This window comes from Brevundimonas sp. (genome assembly GCF_046299535.1).
Taxonomy (GTDB): domain Bacteria; phylum Pseudomonadota; class Alphaproteobacteria; order Caulobacterales; family Caulobacteraceae; genus Brevundimonas.
Window position 1 is genome coordinate 105,653 of record NZ_JBKBIB010000002.1, and the last position, 17,994, is coordinate 123,646.

21 protein-coding genes are annotated in these 17,994 nt (G+C 67.2%); 10 read left to right on the forward strand and 11 right to left on the reverse strand.

The genetic code is table 11. The features are described 5' to 3' along the window. Nucleotides 1–131 precede the first annotated feature (131 nt). Entirely contained in the window at nucleotides 132–1,100 is a 969-nt protein-coding gene (gene ispH, locus ACK4FB_RS02020; RefSeq protein WP_409747325.1) for a 4-hydroxy-3-methylbut-2-enyl diphosphate reductase, read from the forward strand. Here ispH and ACK4FB_RS02025 read toward each other — a convergent pair. The 10 genes from ACK4FB_RS02025 to ACK4FB_RS02070 all read right to left on the reverse strand — a co-directional run bounded on the left by ACK4FB_RS02025 (nucleotide 1,097) and on the right by ACK4FB_RS02070 (nucleotide 8,754). Then, a complete protein-coding gene (locus ACK4FB_RS02025; protein ID WP_409747327.1) occupies nucleotides 1,097–1,501 on the reverse strand; it encodes a hypothetical protein in 405 nt (134 codons plus the stop codon). The two genes, ispH and ACK4FB_RS02025, sit on opposite strands and share 4 nt — an antisense overlap. Before the next feature lie 117 nt (nucleotides 1,502–1,618). Beyond that, complete coding sequence (gene rpsD, locus ACK4FB_RS02030) at nucleotides 1,619–2,236, reverse strand: 30S ribosomal protein S4 (protein WP_409688348.1); 618 nt, start codon at nucleotides 2,234–2,236, stop codon at nucleotides 1,619–1,621. Between the two features lie 149 nt (nucleotides 2,237–2,385). After that, a complete protein-coding gene (locus ACK4FB_RS02035; RefSeq protein ID WP_409747329.1) occupies nucleotides 2,386–3,936 on the reverse strand; it encodes an alpha-N-arabinofuranosidase in 1,551 nt (516 codons plus the stop codon). A gap of 133 nt (nucleotides 3,937–4,069) precedes the next feature. Continuing rightward, entirely contained in the window at nucleotides 4,070–4,684 is a 615-nt protein-coding gene (locus tag ACK4FB_RS02040; protein WP_409747331.1) for a superoxide dismutase, read from the reverse strand. Between the two features lie 101 nt (nucleotides 4,685–4,785). After that, nucleotides 4,786–5,661 carry a polyprenyl synthetase family protein gene (locus tag ACK4FB_RS02045; RefSeq protein ID WP_409747645.1) on the reverse strand — a complete coding sequence of 292 codons (876 nt, stop codon included), beginning with the start codon at nucleotides 5,659–5,661 and terminating at the stop codon, nucleotides 4,786–4,788. Nucleotides 5,662–5,705: 44 nt separating this feature from the next. Continuing rightward, entirely contained in the window at nucleotides 5,706–6,059 is a 354-nt protein-coding gene (locus tag ACK4FB_RS02050) for a tRNA-binding protein (RefSeq protein WP_409747333.1), read from the reverse strand. Further along, nucleotides 6,059–6,325 (reverse strand): exodeoxyribonuclease VII small subunit, encoded by a 267-nt coding sequence (locus ACK4FB_RS02055; RefSeq protein WP_409747335.1) that lies wholly within the window; start codon nucleotides 6,323–6,325, stop codon nucleotides 6,059–6,061. The genes ACK4FB_RS02050 and ACK4FB_RS02055 overlap by 1 nt, the downstream gene beginning before the upstream one ends. A gap of 66 nt (nucleotides 6,326–6,391) precedes the next feature. Continuing rightward, the gene (locus ACK4FB_RS02060; protein WP_409747337.1) at nucleotides 6,392–7,015 is read right to left on the reverse strand and encodes a glutathione S-transferase family protein; all 624 of its coding nucleotides are present in this window, start codon (nucleotides 7,013–7,015) and stop codon (nucleotides 6,392–6,394) included. 88 nt (nucleotides 7,016–7,103) lie between these two features. Next, nucleotides 7,104–7,712: a histidine phosphatase family protein gene (locus ACK4FB_RS02065; protein WP_409747339.1), complete on the reverse strand. Its 609-nt coding sequence runs from the start codon at nucleotides 7,710–7,712 to the stop codon at nucleotides 7,104–7,106. 124 nt (nucleotides 7,713–7,836) lie between these two features. After that, nucleotides 7,837–8,754 (reverse strand): histone deacetylase family protein, encoded by a 918-nt coding sequence (locus ACK4FB_RS02070; RefSeq protein ID WP_409747341.1) that lies wholly within the window; start codon nucleotides 8,752–8,754, stop codon nucleotides 7,837–7,839. Between the two features lie 62 nt (nucleotides 8,755–8,816). Here ACK4FB_RS02070 and ACK4FB_RS02075 point away from each other — a divergent pair, with 62 nt between their 5' ends. After that, nucleotides 8,817–9,344: an N-acetyltransferase family protein gene (locus ACK4FB_RS02075; RefSeq protein WP_409747343.1), complete on the forward strand. Its 528-nt coding sequence runs from the start codon at nucleotides 8,817–8,819 to the stop codon at nucleotides 9,342–9,344. A gap of 69 nt (nucleotides 9,345–9,413) precedes the next feature. Continuing rightward, a complete protein-coding gene (locus tag ACK4FB_RS02080; protein WP_409747345.1) occupies nucleotides 9,414–10,031 on the forward strand; it encodes a hypothetical protein in 618 nt (205 codons plus the stop codon). Here the strand turns inward: ACK4FB_RS02080 and ACK4FB_RS02085 are convergent. After that, the gene (locus tag ACK4FB_RS02085) at nucleotides 10,028–10,702 is read right to left on the reverse strand and encodes a DUF1028 domain-containing protein (RefSeq protein WP_409747347.1); all 675 of its coding nucleotides are present in this window, start codon (nucleotides 10,700–10,702) and stop codon (nucleotides 10,028–10,030) included. The genes ACK4FB_RS02080 and ACK4FB_RS02085 overlap by 4 nt on opposite strands. Nucleotides 10,703–10,847: 145 nt before the next feature. Here ACK4FB_RS02085 and ACK4FB_RS02090 point away from each other — a divergent pair, with 145 nt between their 5' ends. The 7 genes from ACK4FB_RS02090 to rodA all read left to right on the forward strand — a co-directional run bounded on the left by ACK4FB_RS02090 (nucleotide 10,848) and on the right by rodA (nucleotide 17,987). Further along, complete coding sequence (locus ACK4FB_RS02090; protein WP_409747349.1) at nucleotides 10,848–11,129, forward strand: hypothetical protein; 282 nt, start codon at nucleotides 10,848–10,850, stop codon at nucleotides 11,127–11,129. Nucleotides 11,130–11,191: 62 nt separating this feature from the next. Next, nucleotides 11,192–11,812: a glutathione S-transferase family protein gene (locus ACK4FB_RS02095; RefSeq protein WP_409747351.1), complete on the forward strand. Its 621-nt coding sequence runs from the start codon at nucleotides 11,192–11,194 to the stop codon at nucleotides 11,810–11,812. Nucleotides 11,813–12,020: 208 nt separating this feature from the next. Next, entirely contained in the window at nucleotides 12,021–13,061 is a 1,041-nt protein-coding gene (locus ACK4FB_RS02100; protein WP_409688305.1) for a rod shape-determining protein, read from the forward strand. A gap of 144 nt (nucleotides 13,062–13,205) precedes the next feature. Next, the gene (gene mreC, locus ACK4FB_RS02105) at nucleotides 13,206–14,285 is read left to right on the forward strand and encodes a rod shape-determining protein MreC (RefSeq protein WP_409747353.1); all 1,080 of its coding nucleotides are present in this window, start codon (nucleotides 13,206–13,208) and stop codon (nucleotides 14,283–14,285) included. Between the two features lie 8 nt (nucleotides 14,286–14,293). Continuing rightward, nucleotides 14,294–14,800, forward strand: a complete 507-nt coding sequence (locus tag ACK4FB_RS02110; protein WP_409747355.1) for a hypothetical protein — start codon at nucleotides 14,294–14,296, stop codon at nucleotides 14,798–14,800. Beyond that, a complete protein-coding gene (gene mrdA / locus ACK4FB_RS02115) occupies nucleotides 14,797–16,839 on the forward strand; it encodes a penicillin-binding protein 2 (RefSeq protein ID WP_409747357.1) in 2,043 nt (680 codons plus the stop codon). Before ACK4FB_RS02110 ends, mrdA begins: the two co-directional genes overlap by 4 nt. Next, nucleotides 16,836–17,987 (forward strand): rod shape-determining protein RodA, encoded by a 1,152-nt coding sequence (gene rodA, locus ACK4FB_RS02120; protein WP_409747359.1) that lies wholly within the window; start codon nucleotides 16,836–16,838, stop codon nucleotides 17,985–17,987. Before mrdA ends, rodA begins: the two co-directional genes overlap by 4 nt. The last annotated feature ends 7 nt before the right edge of the window (nucleotides 17,988–17,994 follow it).

A 17,994-nucleotide genomic window follows, 5' to 3' on the forward strand; every position in this document is an offset into this window, starting at 1 on the left:
GACCAGTCAGGGAGCCCGCCGATCAGAACAGGCGGCAAGGATTCATCGCTGATAGCGGCTAAAGCGAGGCGCCGCAACGCGAGCGCGCGGTCGCGCTGGCGCCCGGCGACGCGAACGCCTAGTTACACGCCATGACCGCTGTCACTGCCTCGTCCATCGATCGTCGTCCGCTGAGCGTGCGTCTGGCCACTCCGCGCGGGTTCTGCGCGGGGGTTGATCGGGCCATCCAGATCGTGGAGCGCGCGATCGAAAAGTATGGGGCCCCGGTCTATGTGCGCCACGAGATCGTCCACAATCGTCACGTTGTTGAGCGCCTGCGCGCCCTGGGCGCTGTCTTCGTCAAGGAACTGGATGAGTGTCCTGACGACCGGCCGGTCGTGTTCTCGGCCCATGGCGTGCCGAAAGCGGTGCCGCAGGCGGCGCGATCACGGGACATGTTCTTCCTGGACGCCACATGTCCTCTGGTCTCCAAGGTGCACGTGGAAGCGGAGCGTCATCACGCCGCGGGTCGTCACATCATCCTTATCGGCCATGCGGGTCACCCGGAGGTGGTCGGCACCATGGGTCAGCTGCCCCATGGCGCTATCAGTCTCGTGGAGACGGTTGAGGACGCCCGGGACTTCGTGCCGCCCAATGACGCCGACCTGGCCTATGTGACACAGACGACCCTCTCCCTCGATGACACGGCCGAGATCGTGCGGACGCTCAAGACCCGGTTTGCGGGCCTGCCCGATCCTCACAAGGAGGACATCTGCTACGCCACGACCAACCGTCAGGAAGCCGTGAAGCGTCTGGCGGAGGGATCGGATCTGGTTCTGGTGGTGGGCTCGGCCAATTCCTCCAATTCGGTGCGGCTGGTGGAGGTCGCCCTGCGCGCTGGCGCCCGGGACGCCCGGCTTGTGGACGACGCCTCCCGCATTGACTGGGCCTGGTTCGAGGATGTGCAAACGGTCGGCGTAACCGCCGGCGCCTCGGCCCCGGAGGAGCTCATTCAGGGGTTGATCTCGGCGCTTTCCGGGCGTTTTGACGTGACCCTGCGTGAGGATGACGGCGCCCGCGAAACCGTCACCTTCAAACTGCCCCGCGCCCTGACCGCCTAAAGCGAGTCCAGGTAGGGATTATTGATCCGCACGCGCTGGCCGGGAGCCAGACCCAGTTCCTCGAACGTCCAGATCAGCTCCAGGCCGTCTTCCGCATAGGCCTGGCAATAGTCGTCATGCATCCGCCGCAGGGTCACCACCGCTTCGTCATCCACCAGGGTGATGATCGGCTGGATATCGTCGCGATCGGTGCAGCCGCCGGAGGTGACGCGGAACACGGCGTGGTCCGCGATGATGGCTGCGGCGTGGATGGGCTCCAGCACTCCCGGCATCCCTTCGGTGCTCACCATGATTGGCCGGTCCGGCGCCGCATCGCCGCGTCCCGGCAGGACGCGGTCAATCATCGCACAGCCGCCTGCCAGCATGCAGACGGTCACAGTGGCGGCGATGGTGCGGAGCAAGGCGCTCTCCCCTTGGCGTGGCCCATGATCGCCTGATTGGGCCAAATGCGAAAGGCCCCGGATCGCTCCGGGGCCTTGTTGTTCACAACCGGTCGCTCAAGCGCGTCCGGCAGAGCCTTAGGACGAGTAGAACTCGACCACCAGGTTCGGCTCCATCTTCACGGCGTAGGGCACGTCGGCCAGCTCGGGAACGCGCACATAGCGGGCCGAGAAGCCGCGGTCGCCCAGTTCCAGATAGTCGGGCACGTCGCGCTCGGACGACTGCTGGGCTTCCAGCACCAGCGCCATGGAGCGGGACTTTTCCTTGACCTCGACCACATCGCCGGCCTTCACGCGGTAAGAGGCGATGTCGACCTTCTTGCCGTTCACGGTCACGTGGCCGTGGCTGACGAACTGGCGCGCGGCCCAGACGGTGGGCACGAACTTGGCGCGGTAAACGATGGCGTCCAGGCGCGATTCCAGCAGGCCGATCAGGTTTTCCGAGGTGTTGCCCTTGCGGCGGGCGGCCTCGTCATAGGTCTTGGCGAACTGCTTTTCGGTGATGTTGCCGTAGTAGCCCTTCAGCTTCTGCTTGGCCTTCAGCTGGATGCCGAAGTCAGAAACCTTGTTCTTGCGGCGCTGGCCATGCTGGCCGGGACCGTAGGACCGCTTGTTGACCGGAGACTTGGCGCGACCCCACAGGTTTTCACCCATGGCGCGGTCGATCTTGTACTTGGCGCTGTGGCGCTTGGACATATGTCACTCTCTATATTGATGCGGCCCGGCATCCCCCCGAATGGGAATGCGATCTCAACGGCGGTCCACGCATCGTCCGTCATGGAACACACCCCGGCCTTGCGGGCGGGACGTGAAGGCGGCGCTTATGACGGGGCCGGGCCCAAACGTCAAGGCGAGGAAGGCTCCAGAGTGATCACGACCAGCGAATGGGCGGGCAGTTCGACCGCCAGCCGCCCGTCCGAAAGGCGTGCGCCGTCGAAGGGCAGGGGCACGACCCTGTCGGGGTCAGCAAAGGTGTTGTGGGCGTCCATGACCCGGGCGGTCAGGATACGAGCCTCCACGATGCGGGCGGCGCCGTCCATCTCCAGTCCTATGGCCGCCCCGGCGGCGAGGTCCAGATTAATCAGCGCCAGATGCACACGGCCGTCCGCGCTCCGCGCGGCCGTCGCGTCCACCATGGGCCGGTCGCCCCTGTCCCCGTCGTCCAGCGTCAACCGCAACACCTCGGCGTTCTGGAACGGCTTGTAGAGCATGAAGGCGTGATAGGTGGGCGTCAGCACCATCTCCGGACCGTCGGTCAGGATCAGGGCCTGCAGCACATTCACCATCTGGGCGATATTGCTCATGCGCACCCGCCCGGCGTGACGATGGAAGATGTTGAAATGGGCGGCGGCCACCAGGGCGTCGCGCAGGCTGTTCTGTTGCTGGAGATGTCCATCAGGCGAACCGGGGGTGGGGTCGTACCACGTGCCCCATTCGTCCACCGCGATGCCGATCGTGCCGTCGGGGTCGTACTCGTCCATGACCGCCGAATGCCCCGTGATGATGCTCTCGATGCGGTAGGCGTTGTCGAAGGTGGAGACCCATTCCTCCACCGGAAAGCCGGTGGCGGCGCCCTTGGCCGACCAGTCGCCCGTGGGCAGGGTGTAGTTATGAACCGACAGCTGGTCGAAATTGGTCATGCCGTCCCGCATCAGGGTGCGGGTCCAGTCATAATCATCGCCGCTGGGGCCCGCCGCGATCATGACGGATTCCTGCCCGAAGGGCGCGATGAAGCCCACATAGTGCCGCAGAAGATCCGTGTAGTAGGCCGCGCGCATGCGTCCGCCGCAGCCCCACGGCTCATTGCCGACGCCGATGTAGTCCAGACGCCAGGGTTGCTCCCGCCCATTGGCCCGCCGCTCGCGGGCCAGCGAAGACTGGCTGTCCGAGGTGACGTATTCGATCCAGTCCGCCGCCTGCTGGGGCGTGCCGGTGCCCACATTGATGCTGAGATAGGTCTTCGCCCCGATCAGTTCGGCGAAGTCGAAGAACTCGTGGGTGCCGAAGGCGTTGTCCTCCTCGGTGCCGCCCCACCAGCGGTTCAGGGTGACCGGCCGCTCGCCGCGTGGCCCGATGCCGCCGCGCCAGTCATAGATGTCGGCGTAGCAACCGCCCGGCCAGCGCACGACCGGAACCTCCAGCGCCCGCAAGGCGGCGACCACATCGTTGCGGAAGCCGCGCGTGTTCGGAATGTCGGAGTCCGGACCCACCCAGATCCCGCCGGTGATGCCGCTGCCCAGCTGCTCCATGAAGTGGCCGTACACCTCCGGCTGGATCGCCGCGCCGGGGCTGTCCAGGTCTAGCGTTCCGGTGACCGTTCGGGGTTGGGCCGTCGCGGCGCCGGCCGTCAGAAACCCTGCAAGAGCGACTCCGGCCAGCAAGCGCAGCAGTCTCATCTCGTCCTCCCTCGGTCCTTCGGACTCTCCAGAAGAACGGTAACGCTAACATTCCAGATGCGCAAACGCGGTTGATGAATCAAAAAGGGGCCGGGTGTGAACCCGGCCCCTTCGACTGCAGATGCGGTTCGGGTTACGCAGCGGCCTTCGCGAACAGGTCGTTGACCTTGTTCCAGTTCACCACAGTCCAGAAAGCCTTGAGGTAGTCCGGACGGCGGTTTTGGTACTTCAGGTAGTAGGCGTGCTCCCAGACGTCGGCGCCCAGGACGACCGCGCCGCGCTCGTCGGCCACGTCCATCAGGGGGTTGTCCTGGTTGGGGGTCGAGGTGACCTTCAGCTTTCCGTCCTGCCAGATCAGCCAGGCCCAGCCCGAGCCGAACTGACCGGCGCCGGCGGCGTTGAAGGCTTCCTGGAACTTGTCCATGCCGCCCAGGTCCTTGTCGATCTGGGCCTTCAGCTCCGCCGAGGGCGCGCCGGTTTCACCCTGCGGGGCCAGCAGTTCCCAGAACAGGCTGTGGTTCCAGTGACCGCCGCCGTTGTTGCGCACGGCCTTGGGAGCCTTGGAGATGCCGGCGAACAGCTCTTCCAGCGACTTGCCCTGCAGGCTGGAGTCCGCGTCCACGGCCTCGTTCAGCTTGTCCACATAGGTCTTGTGGTGCTTGTCGTGGTGGAAGGTCATCGTCTCCTTGTCGATCGCCGGCTCCAGCGCGTCATAGGCGTAGGGCAGGTCGGGGAGGGTGAAGGCCATGGGGTGTCTCCTTTTGTCGGCGATCGTTCGGTCTCAACGCTTCATGTAGGTGCAGCGATGCCGGACCCAAGCCATGCGGGCCGGAATTCTGGGATTACGGCTCAGCTTCGACGGTGCAGGACGTGATCGACGCTGGCCTTCAGCATCTCGGCGTCCGGACCGAAGGGGGCCAGATGGTCCCGCGCCTGCTGGGCCAAGTGGGTGACCCGCTCGCGCGCGGCGTCGACGCCCAGCAGGGTCACGAAATTGGTCTTGCCCTTCGCCGCGTCCTTGCCCCCGGCCGCCTTGCCCAGCAGATCCTCGTCCCCCTCGGCATCCAGCAGGTCGTCCACGATCTGATAGGCCAGGCCCAGGTCGTGGGCGAAAGCGAGCAGGGCGCCCCGGTGCTCTTCCCGCGCATGGGCGATGATCAGGGGAATCTCGAAGGCGTACGTGATCAGGGCTCCGGTCTTGAGCCGTTGCATGCGCGCCACGCCGCCCAGGTCGTCCCGCACACCCATCAGGTCGATCATCTGGCCGCCGGCCATGCCCCTTGCGCCCGATGCGAAGGACAGTCGCAGGGCCAGTTCGCAGCGCACGCCCGGATCGTCGTGGGTGTCCTCGTCCAGGATGATGTCGAAGGCCGCGGTCTGCAGCGCATCGCCGGCCAGTACGGCGGTGGCCTCGTCATAGGCCCGGTGCAGGGTAGGGCGTCCCCGGCGCATGTCGTCGTCGTCCATGCACGGCAGGTCATCGTGGATCAGGGAATAGGCGTGAACGCACTCCAGCGCGCAGGCGGCGCGCAACACCGGACGCTCCTCGATGTCGAACAGCCGCGCCGCCTCCAGGGCGAAGAATGGCCGCAACCGCTTGCCGGGGCCCAGGGCGGCGTAGCGCATGGCCTCTGTCAGGCGCGCCTCGGGACCGTCCGCACGAGGCAACAATTCGTCCAGCGCCACGGTGACCAGATCGGCCACTTCAGCCACGCGGTCGGCCATGGCCTGTTCCGGCGAATTGGCGGCGGGATAGGGATCGGAGCGGCTCAAAACAGACGCCCCCCCACCGGAACCTCGCGGTCCACGCCCACCAGCACCACCTCGCCGTCGGCGTCGGGAAAGCCCAGGGTCAGGACCTCGGACATCATCGGCCCGATCTGGCGGGGCGGGAAATTGACCACGGCGGCGACCTTGCGGCCGTGCAGTTCGTCCAGCGCATAGTGTTTGGTGATCTGGGCCGAAGAGCGTTTGACCCCTATGTCGGGGCCGAAATCAATGGTCAGGCGATAGGCGGGCTTGCGCGCCTCGGGGAAGGGTTCGGCCTTGATGACCTGGCCGACGCGCACGTCCACCTTCATGAAGTCGTCGAAGGCGATCTGGTCGGCCGCCGGGCCGCTCATCACGAAAACTCGGCGGGTTCGACGCCCCTGGCCTGGCCGTCGGCGCCGACCACGATCTTCTCGACCCGGAGCTGGGCGGCCTTCAGGCGCGCCTCGCAGTGGGCCTTCAGCGCGGCGCCGCGCTCATAGATGGCGATGGACCGCTCCAGCGGGGCCTGGCCGGACTCGAGCTCGGAGACGATCTGCTCGAGCTGCGCCAGGGCGTCCTCGAAGCTGAGATCGGCTGGAATGGTCTTGGGGTCGTCGGCCATGGTCTTTTCGCGCATCCGGAGAGTCGGGCGACCCTAGACCATATCCGCCCCATGCCGGAACGGCCTGAATCCAAAAAATGGTCAGGCGACCGGCGGCGGCGTCAGGGCGTCGTCCTTTTCGGTGGCGCGGCGCCAGGCGTCGCGGTCCATGACCCGGTGGGCGTAGTCAGCGAATTCGGGGCGTTTCTCGATGGTGCCGAACTGCAGGCCCCAGCCGATCTGGGCGCCCACATAGACGTCTGCTGCTGTGAAGCGGTCGCCGGCGATATACGGGCTGGCCTTCACTGCGCCCGAAACGGCGTCCAGCACCGCCGCCATGGAGCCGTAGCCCACGAAGCCCTGCTTGTCGGCCGGCACCTGCACCTGCAGCGCCTGGTTGGTGACGGCGGTCTCCAGGGGGCCGGCGGCGAAGAACATCCAGCGATAGTACGCGCCGCGCCGGTCCAGCGCAGGCGCGAGGCCCGCCTCGGGAAAGGCGTCGGCCAGATAGGCGCAGATAGCCGCGCATTCGGTGATCACCTGATCGCCGTGGCGAATGGTCGGCACCTTGCCCATGGGATTGATCGCCAGATAGTCGGCGCCCTTCATGGTCGTGCCGTAGTCGAGCACCGTCTCGGCGTAGTCGGCGCCCGTCTCCTCCAGCATCCAGCGCGCGATACGGCCCCTCGACATGGGGTTGGTGTAGAGCATCAGATCGTGGGCCATGGGCGGTCTCCGTTTGCGACTAAGCAAGAACATAAGCAGAACGGGAGCGCCGCGTCATGTGAAACCTGCGCGACAGCGACCGGTCGGGTCAGGGCTTCTCGAAGCGGCGGCTGGACCAGTATTTGAATCCCTGGTCGCGAGTGCAGCGCCAGCCCAGCGCCTTCAGACGGTGGCCGATCATGGCGTTGAAGAATCCGTGCGCAAGCACCAGCACGTCTTCCCCCCGCTCCGCGCGCGCCAGTAGGACGTCGGCGGCCTTCACGGCGCGGGCGCGGGCCATGTCGCGGCTTTCCTCGCCCTCGTCGTGAAAATCGAAGGCCCACCACCAGATGCGCGAGACCACGCCCCACCAGCGGGGCGACAGCTTCACCCAGTCCGGGAAGGCGGGCGGGGGCAGGGGCGCCTCGATGAACACCGGATCGATGTTCAGGTCGCGCTCGCCCGCCACATGGCCCGCGGTCTCCAGAGCTCGTGGGCGAGTGGAGACGAAGATGGCGTCGGCGCGGGCGGCGGTCTCCAGCAGGCCCGGCGGCGGCGTCTGCTTCTTGCAAAGCCCGCCCACTTCATAGGCGGCCCACCAGTCCCGATAGCCCTGCGAGGTCAGCAGGACCTTGCGGGACAGGGCCGGGCGGCCGTGACGCGCAAGGGTTATGGCGCCGGGGGGGGGGCGGTGGGGGGGCACAGGGGGTGGGGGCATAGGGCGCGCCCACGTGAGCGCGCCCGGCGGTTGCGGGCACCCCCGTTGGGGAAGACGATTCTATCGAGAGGTTCTGGATCGTCATGACCGGACGCGGGCCTTTGCAGCCAAAGGGTTCGCGCGTCTATTCCTCCCCTAGCGCCCGCAGGTGGGCGACGGCCGACAGGCCCAGTCCGGTCAGGTCGTAGCCGCCCTCGAGCGAAGAGACAACCTTGCCGCCGCACCGGGTGCGGGCCACCTCGATCACCGCCCGCGTGGCCCAGGCGAAATCCTCCGCCTCCAGCGACTGGTGTGCCAGCGGATCGCGGCGGTGCGCGTCGAATCCGGCCGAGATAATCACAAGGTCGGGAGCAAAGGCGTCCAGCGCCGGCATCAGGCCGCCGGAGAAAGTCGCCCGCCACGCCTCGCGCGCCGCGTGGGGCGGCACTGGCGCATTGACGATGTTGCCCACGCCCGTCTCGTCCGCCGCGCCGGTGCCGGGGTAGAGCGGCATCTGGTGGATGGAGCCGAGGAACAGGCTGGCGTCGTTCTCGAAGGCCGCCTGGGTGCCGTTGCCGTGGTGCACGTCGAAGTCGATCACCGCCACCTTCGAGAGGCCCAGCGCCTGGGCCTCGCGAGCGGCCACGGCCACGTTGGAGAACAGGCAGAAGCCCATGGCCCTGGCCGGCTCCGCATGGTGGCCGGGTGGGCGCACGGCGGCGAAGGCGCGGCTGGTCTCGCCGGCCGCCACGGCCCTCACCGCCTGGATCGCCGCCCCCGCCGCCAGCCGCCCGGCCCGCACGCTGCCCGGCGACAGCACCGTGTCCGGGTCCAGCGCCACGACGCCGCTTGAGGGCGAGGCCTCCAGAATTCTCTGAACATGGGCCTCGGGATGGACGCGGACCAAGGCCTGCACCTCCGCCTCCGCCGCCTCGCGCCGGTCCAGCGACAGGCCCGCGTCATCCACGGCGTCCAGAACGGCCGCCAGCCGGGCGGAGCGCTCCGGATGTCCCTGACCGGTGTCGTGGGCCAGCATGTCGGGGTGGGTGATGAACAGGGTCATGAGTCGCAGTCTAGCGAGGCGGCGGGGCTTGCGTCACGCGCTGGGAAAGCTATGCCGCCGTCATGACCGCTTTCGCCATCCGTCCCGCCACCCCCGATGACGCCCCTGCCTTGGCCGCGCTGGGGCGCGCGACCTTCATCGAGACGTTCGTGAACGGGTTCGGCATTCCCTATCCGCCCGAGGATCTGGAGCCGTTTCTGGACGAGACCTTCAGCGAGGCGACGACGCGTGCACGTCTGACCGGTCCCGATCATCACTACTGGGTGGCCGAGCGCGATGGCGAGATCCTGGGCTTCGCCAATACAGGCCGCTGCGGCCTGCCGCATCCGGACGCTCGGGCGAGCCATGCAGAGTTGCACCGGCTGTACGTGTCGAAGGCCGCCCAAGGTCTTGGCGTCGGGACGGCCCTGCTGAAGATCGCTCTGGAGTGGATGGAGGCCAACTCGGAAGGGCCGCTGTGGATCGGGGTCTGGAGCGGCAATCTGAAGGCGCAGAAGCTCTACGCTGCTTACGGGTTCGAGAAGGCGGGCGAGTATCGGTATCCGGTCGGGGCCTGGCGAGACGACGAGTTCATCCTGCGCCGGGGCTGATCTCAGGGATCGTGGATGGACGGGCGCGCCGTCCTCTGCTGACGTTCAGGGCGAAACGGGAGATAGGCGATGATCTGGATGATTCTTCTGGCTGGGCTGGCGGCTCAGGATGATCCGGCGGCCTCGGCGCGCGCCGAGGCGGATGCCCTGATCGCGGGGGCGGGGGCGGAGGGGGTGTTCAAGAACGTCACCGCAGACACGGTCCCGACGCTGCGCCATGTGCAGAGCGGGCTGACGTGTCACTTCACGCCGGGCGCGGCGACGAATTCCGTGACGGTCTATCCCGAAACCCAGGGACTGGGCCGGGGCGACAATGTGGGCTGCAACACTCGCGGCCAGGACATGGACGTGACGGTCTATGCAACGCGCTACGCCGAGGAATATTCCGCTGCGGAGGTGCGGGACGACGCCGTCGTCGCAATTCGCCATCGCTGGCCTGAGGCGCAGGCTTATGAGGACGGGTTTCCTCTGCTCACGACCCCGGATCAGGACGAGCCTCCGGCGCATGCCGTCTTCATGGTCACGGTTGCGGATGCGCCGTCCGTGACCTTTGTTCTGGTGCAGCATCAGGGCGCGTGGAGCTACAAGATGAGGGGCACGCAGACGGGCGATAACGCCATTACGGCGGGCCTCATGGGAGGAATGATGTTCATGAACGCCCTGGGCGATGTCCGCCCCGAACCCTAGATCGGAACTTCGCCTTCCTCGCCCGCAGGATTGTCGCGGGTGGGCATGGTTTTGATTTCCGGCACGACCTTGTCCCGGAACACATCGTGCAGGCGGCGCAATTCCCTGATCGGCTCAGGATGGTCGTCCACCCGGATGTCCCAGAGCGGATAGTCCTCCGTGTCCATGACATAGACGGTGGCCGAGACCTCGCCCTTCGCGTCGCCGCCTGCGGCCACGCCCTCGGCAAGGGCCTCCAGCAGGCGGTCGGCCAGGGGCTCGTCCGGCATGGCCTCGAAACGCACGGCGGCACGTGTGAGCACATGGGGACCCGCCAGCCGGTTGCCCTGAACGCTCAGGCCATCCCCTTGCAGCGCGCCGGACCAGGCCAGGCACGATTCACCGGTGAAGGTCGCCGTTCGGCCCTCACGGTCGATCACCGCGAACTGACGAAAACGAATGGCGGGATCGGTGGTCAGCAGCGCCCCGCGCACAGCCCCGGCAGGCAGACCCTGACGCAGCAGGTTCAGTCCGTCGATGCCGAGATAGGGGTTCACCCGCGCCTGGGTGGCGACAGCCCCCACCCCCGCCGCCGCGTGGGTGAGCAGCTTGCCCACCGCGGGCACGCCGGTCACCGCAGCGACCCCGAACTGTCCCGTACGGGCGCAGCGCGCCACCAGTGAAAAGGTCATGGGCAAGGGGACTCCGGCGGGGGAAGGGTCCGGGCCAAACGAGCAGCGCGTCCGGCGGTTGCGCGACATCATCCCGCTTTATGGCGAGGCTGGAACCTTCCGCACCCGGATCCGGTTGGCGTCTCGCGGAAACTGGAGACGGACCATGATTGCAGGGGATGCAGACATTGCGGACATCACATCAGGCGCGGACGGCATCAGCCGCGCGGCCTTCTCCTCCACCCTGCGAAGTCAGGGCGGCGTCGTGCTGCACAAGGTGGCGGAGATCGATCTGGGCGGGCGCGAGGTGACCGCCTATTTTCGGCTGACCGGCCCGCGCGGGCCGCGTATCCTGCACGATCTGGCGGAGGCCGAGGACGCCTTTGACCGGGAAGCGGAGCGTCTTGTACCGCTGAATGAATGGCCATCACGGGCAAAGGTGGCTTGAAACGGTCGCGCGGGCTTCTCACCTTGATTGTTGAACTCAATGCCTGATCGAGGATGAAGACCATGGTGAAGCTCTATTATTCCCCCGGCGCCTGCGCTCTGGCTTCGCACATCGCCTTCGAGGAAGCCGGCGCGGATTATGAGGCGGTGAAGATCGACCTGAAGGCGGGTGAGCAAAAGACCCCGGAATATCTGGCGGTCAATCCGGCGGGCGTCACCCCGGCGCTGGAGACGGATCAGGGCGTGCTGACCGAAAACGCCGTCATTATGCCGTGGATCGCAGACAGGCATCCGGAGAAAAACCTTGTTCCCGCCGAGCCTTTCGCCAGGGCCCGGATGAACGCCTTCAACGGCTGGGCCGCTGCGTCTCTGCACCCGGCCCTCAGCCGTCTGATGTTTTCGCGCCCGCCTGTCGAGGGCGACGCCAAAGAGGCCGCGCTGAAGGTCGTGAACGACAAGCTGACTCTGGCAGAACAACATCTGCTGAAAGGCCCGTTCGTCATGGGCGATCAGTACACGGTGGCGGACGGCTATCTCTCTGTCTTTACTCGCTGGTGCCGCCAGGCCGGCATTCTGGACGAGGGTCGCTATCCGAAACTCAACGCCCATCTGGACCAGGTCCAGGCGCGCCCGGCCGTTCAGCGCGCGCTCAAGGCCCAGGGGATCGAGCCCGTCGGCGGCTGACCCCTGGTCGCCCACCGCAGGCTTTCCACAAGCCCTCGGATGAGGGCTTGTAATCCTTCCGATTGAGGGGCAAACGGGCCGTCAGGTCGGCCGAAGACGATCAGGGTGCGGTGCGTGACGGGATGCGCGCTCCGCCAGGGCTTCGCTGAGGCGGACTGACCGCAGACAAGCCCTTTTCAAGCCGCACAGCCACGGTACCCTAACGCCCATGAGCTTTTCCCTTTTCGGCGCCATCTCCAACGACATCGCCATCGATCTCGGCACCGCCAACACCCTGATTTACCAGAAGGGCAAGGGCATCGTGCTCAATGAGCCCTCGGTGGTGGCGCTGAGAAACGTCGGCGGGCGCAAGATCGTCCACGCCGTGGGCATCGAGGCCAAGCAGATGCTGGGCCGCACGCCCGGCCATATGGAGGCCATCCGCCCCATGCGCGACGGAGTCATCGCCGACTTCGAAGTGGCCGAGGAGATGATCAAGCACTTCATCCGCAAGGTGCACAACCGCAAGGGCTTCGTGAACCCCAAGGTGATCGTGTGCGTGCCGTCGGGCGCCACGGCGGTCGAGCGCCGCGCCATCAATGACTCCTGCCTGAACGCCGGCGCCCGCCGTGTCGGCCTGATCGACGAACCCATGGCCGCAGCCATCGGCGCCGGCCTGCCGATCCACGAGCCCACCGGCTCCATGGTCGTGGACATCGGCGGCGGCACCACCGAGGTGGCTGTCCTGTCCCTGTCGGGCATCGTCTATTCGCGCTCGGTGCGCGTGGGCGGTGACAAGATGGACGAGGCACTGATCAGTTACATGCGCCGCAACCACAACCTGCTGATCGGCGAGACCACGGCCGAGCGTATCAAGAAGGACATCGGCACTGCCCGCATCCCGCCGGACGGCGAGGGCCTGGGCATCGAGGTCAAGGGCCGCGACCTGATGCAGGGCGTGCCGCGCGAGGTGCGCATCTCGGAACGCCAGGCCGCCGAGGCCTTGGCCGAGCCGGTCAGCCAGATCATCGAGGCGGTCAAGGTGGCTCTGGAAGCCACCCCGCCGGAATTGGCCGCCGACATCGCCGATAAAGGTATCATGCTGACCGGCGGCGGCGCCTTGCTGCGCGGCCTGGACACGGAAATCCGCGATCAGACCGGCCTGCCTGTCTCGGTCGCCGACGACCCGCTTTCGTGCGTGGCGGTCGGCTGCGGCCGGGTGCTGGAGCATCCGCGCTGGATGAAGGGCGTGCTGGAAGCCACGCTCTGATCCACGGCTCCGCGCGAGCCGGATAATTCCCGCGTGATCGTCGTTTCATTCCGGCCCGGATTTTGCGATAGGCTGGCATGTCGGCGTGGGGCGTCCCGCTGATTCCAATCCGATGACGGGCCTGAAAGCCCAGGAAGGCGCGCCGTGGCGTTTCGCGACGGACCGTTTGATAATCTGAAGGCTCCGCTGGCCTGGGTGTCGGCGGGGGCGGTGATTCTCGCGGCGATCGCCGCCATCGTGCTGTTGCTGGCTGACCGGCGCGATGTGGATGACCCGAATTACTCCCTTGCGCGGGCAAGTGTGGATACGGTCGCGGCTCCCGTGGGCGGCGTGTTCGCCGCCCCGGTGCGCTGGGTCGGACACGCCAGCGACTATGTGCGCGGCTATTTCTTCGCCGTGTCCGAGAACCGACGCCTGCGCGCCCAACTGGCCGAATTGGAGCCCTGGCGCGATCAGGCCATCGCGCTGAAGAACGTCAACGCCCGCTATGAATCCATGCTGGGCCTTCGCGTCGAGCCTCCGGTGGATATGGTCACCGCGCGCTCGGTGTCGGAATCCCGTGGGCCGTTCGTCAACGCCCGCCTCATCGACGTCGGGCGCAACCGGGGTGTTCGCGTGGGCAATCCGGTCATCAACGAACACGGTCTGATCGGTCGGGTCGTGGGGGCCACCGGCGGGGTGAGCCGCGTCCTGCTGGCGACGGATGTGGCCAGCCGAACCCCGGTCCTCATCGACCGCACCGACGCGCGCGCCATGCTGACCGGAGACGGCAGCGGCAATCCCCGGCTGGACTACGTCCGTGGCGAGGACGCTGTTCGTGAAGGCGACCGGGTCATTACCTCGGGCGACGGCGGCGGCATTCCGCGGGGGCTGCCCGTCGGCGTGGCGGCGCGAGGCATTGACGGCACCTGGCGGGTCAAGCTGTTCACGGACCGCGGCCCCATAGACTATGTGCGCGTGCTGCTGTTCCAGGACTTCGCCCAACTGGCTGATCCGGAGGCTCTGAACGCGCCCCCGCTGGCCGCGGCGACCACCGCCCCGCCGCCAGACGCCCAGACCGCCGCCCGCATCGCGGATCAGGAGGCCCGTCGCCGCGCCCGCGAGGAAGAGGAAGTCCGTCGCGTGGCCGAGGCCGAGGCCCAGCGCCGTCGCGACGCGGCCGCCGCTGCGGACGCGCAGACCCCAGCCCCGGTCCAGCCCGCTCCAGAGGGGGTTCAGGAGTGAGACGGTCGATGGCCGTGCGGGTCGTGGGGCCGATGCAGTGGATGGTCTGGCCCGCCCTGATCGCGGTTGCGGGCACGGTGATCCTCGCCACACCGGCGCACCTGTTCGGCCTGAGTCTGCCCGAGCCGATCCTGCCCCTGGCCCTGGCGTTCGCGTGGCCCCTGATCCGGCCCTCGGTCCTGGCGCCGTTGATGCTGTTGGGTCTGGGCCTGTTTCTGGATATCTTCTGGTACGCCCCCATGGGCATGTGGCCCCTGTCCCTGCTGGCGGTTTACGGCGTGGTTCTGGCTGCGCGCAGTCTGCTGGCCGGGCAGGACGCCCGGATGCTTTTCGCCTGGTATTCGGCGTGCACCATTCTGGCCTTCATTCTGGCCTACATGATCGTCAGCCTGATCGCGGGCAACGCGCCCAGCCTTCTGTCCCTTTTCTGGCAAGTGCTTCCGACCCTGGCCCTGTTCCCCGTCGCGGGCTGGATGATCGAGCGTTTTGACGACGGGGATGTGCGTTTCCGATGAGCAGCGAACCATCGATCTTCTTTTCCGACGTCAATGAGCGGCAGGGCTCGTTCCTCAGGCGCACCTTTCTGCTGGGCGGCGCCACGGCGGTCGGTCTTTTGGCGCTGGGCGGACGGCTGGGCCAGCTCCAGGTGGTGCAGGCGAGCGAGTACGCGACCCTGGCCGTCAACAACCAGTTCAATTTCCGTCTGATTCCTCCGCCGCGCGGGCGCATCCTGGACCGGGACGGCGTGGTCATCGCCGGCAACCGGCCCAGTTTCCGCGTGATGGTGGTGCGCGATGAGACCCGCGATCTGGACCAGACGCTGGATCTTCTGGGCCAACTTTTGCCGGACACGCTGGAGCGCCGCCGGGCCATCGTGCGAGACGTCAACGCCGCGCCCCGCTTCGTCCCGGTGCCGGTCAAGAGCGACCTGACGTGGGATGAGTTCGCCCGGGTGAATCTCTACGCAAACGAATTGCCCGGCGTCATGGCGGACATGAACGAGGCGCGCTTCTATCCGCACGGCGGCGTCTTCGCCCATACGGTCGGCTATGTCGCCAAGGTGTCGGATCAGGACGTGATCGCGGCCCGTGAGCGTGGCGAGACCATATCGAGCCTGATGTACCACCCCGGCTTCCGCATCGGCCGTCAGGGGGTGGAGCGCACCCTGGACCCGGATCTGCGCGGGACTCAGGGCGGCCAGAGAGTCGAGGTGGACGCCCGGGGCCGCATCGTGGGCGAAGACGTGGAGGGCTCGGTCGCGCCGACCCCCGGCAAGGATGTGGTGCTGACGCTGGACACCGATATCCAGAGCCGGGCGCTTGAGGTGTTCGGCGAGGAATCCGGCGGCTGCGTGGTCATGGACATCCGCAACGGGGACGTCCTTTGCATGATGTCGGCCCCGGCCTTTGACCCGAACCTGTTCGTCTCGGGCGTGCCCGGCAGCGTCTACCGCGCGTGGGCCGACTATGAACGGCGGCCCATGCTGGACAAGACCATCTACGGCACCTTCCCGCCGGGCTCGACCTTCAAGATGACCACCGCCCTGGCGATCCTCGACGCGGGCGTAGACCCGAACGAACGGGTGACCTGCGGCGGGGGCTACCGGTTCGGCAACCGCACGTTCCGCTGCCACAGGGCCAGCGGCCACGGCCCCCAGAACATGCACGACGCCATCAAGAACTCGTGCAACGTCTATTTCTACCACATGTGCAATCGGGCCGGCGTCGACCGCATCGCGCGCACTGCAGAGGCCCTGGGTTTCCATCGCACCTATGACTTCGGGCTGACGGGCCAGCGGGAGGGCACCATGCCATCCACGGAATGGAAGCGGCACGCGTTTCGCAACAACCCCAATCCGGATTCCCGCAACTGGTACCCTGGCGAGACGCTGTCGGTGGCCATCGGGCAAGGCGCGACAGAGGTGACCGCGCTTCAACTGGCCGTCATGACGGCCCGCATCGCCAATGGCCGCAAGGCGATCGAGCCGCGCCTCATCAAGTCCGTAGGCGGGGTTGACCGTCCGTCCGGGGCCGCGGTTCCGGACCTGCCGTTCTCTGTCCAGCATCTGGACATCGTGCGCGCCGGCATGGCGGCGGTGGCCAACGATGTGACCGGCACGGCCTACCGTGTCAGCCAGCTGGGCCTGGGGGACATCCAGATGGCGGGCAAGACCGGCACGGCCCAGGCGCGGGGCGGCCTGCGTCGGGGCACCACCGTGGACTGGTCGAGTCGCGACCACGGCCTGTTCGTCGCCTTCGCCCCGCATGACGCGCCCCGTTACGCCATTGCGGTGGTCATTCAGCACGGCGGCGGATCCCGTCTGGCGGCGGAGAAGGCGCGTGAGGTCATGCGCGTGACCCTGCTCAAGGATCCGGACATGCGCACGCGCATCGAACGGCCCCTGCCGCCCGAACCGGTCGGACCGCTGGAGGAGGAGGATCCTGCGGCCATCGCGGCTCCTGAGCCCGCTGCGCCGGGGCCGGCGTCTCCCCCCCGAACAGCTCCGGTTCCATCCGGACCTCAGCCCTATCTGCCACCGGGCGGCGCCCAGTGACCGCCTCGGCCCTGACACGTCCCGGTCAGCGTGAGCGTCTGCCCGTCAAGCTGGCCGAGATCGACTGGCGGCTTGTCGGCCTGCTGTGCCTCGTCGCCGGGGTCGGGGCCATGATGCTGCACTCCGTGGGCGGAGGGTCGTGGGAGCCGTGGGCCGCCAATCACCTGATCCGGGTCGGCTTCTGTCTTGTCATGATGCTGGTGCTCGCCCTGGTCGACCTGCGGCTGTGGTTCGCCCTGGCCTATCCTGTCTATCTGGGCGGGCTGGTGCTGCTCGTGGGGGTGGAGCTGTTCGGCTACACCGCCATGGGCGCGCAGCGCTGGCTGGACCTGGGCTTCATGCGGCTCCAGCCCTCCGAGATCATGAAGGTCGGCATCGTTCTGGCCCTGGCGAGATGGTACCATGGAACCTCGGCCCAGGATGCGCGGCTGTCGTGGAAGCTGCTCATTCCCATCGTCATGATCGGGGCGCCGGTGCTTCTGGTGGCGCACCAGCCGGATCTGGGCACCGCCATGCTGATCGCCCTGACCGGCGCGGCCATCATGTTCATGGCCGGCCTCAGCTGGAAATTGATCCTGGCCGCCGGCGCGGCCTTCGTCGCGGCCGTTCCGCCCTTCGTCCTGTTCGTGCTGCACGAGTATCAGCGCGAGCGCATTCTGACCTTCCTGAACCCTGAAGCCGATCCTTCCGGCGCCGGCTATCACATCATGCAGTCCAAGATCGCCATGGGCTCGGGCGGATTTCTGGGCAAGGGATATGGTCTCGGCAGCCAGAGCCAGCTTGAGTTCCTGCCCGAGAAGCACACCGACTTCATCTTCGCGGCCCTGTCGGAGGAGTTCGGCTTCGTGGGCTCGTTCACAGTGCTGGCCGTGTTCGCCGCGATCATCCTGATATCCCTGCGCATCGCATCCCTGTCCCACAGCCATTTCGGACGTCTGGCGGCGGCGGGGGTGACGGCGACCTTCGCGTTCTACATCCTGATCAACGGCGCCATGGTCATGGGGCTGGCGCCGGTGGTGGGGGTGCCCATGCCGCTGCTGTCCTACGGGGGCACCGTGCTGTTGACGGTGATGGTAGGCTTCGGCCTGATCCAGGCCGTGCGGGTGCATCGCTATCTGGAGCTGCCCAAGGGGCGCGGACTGTTCTAGACTCGAA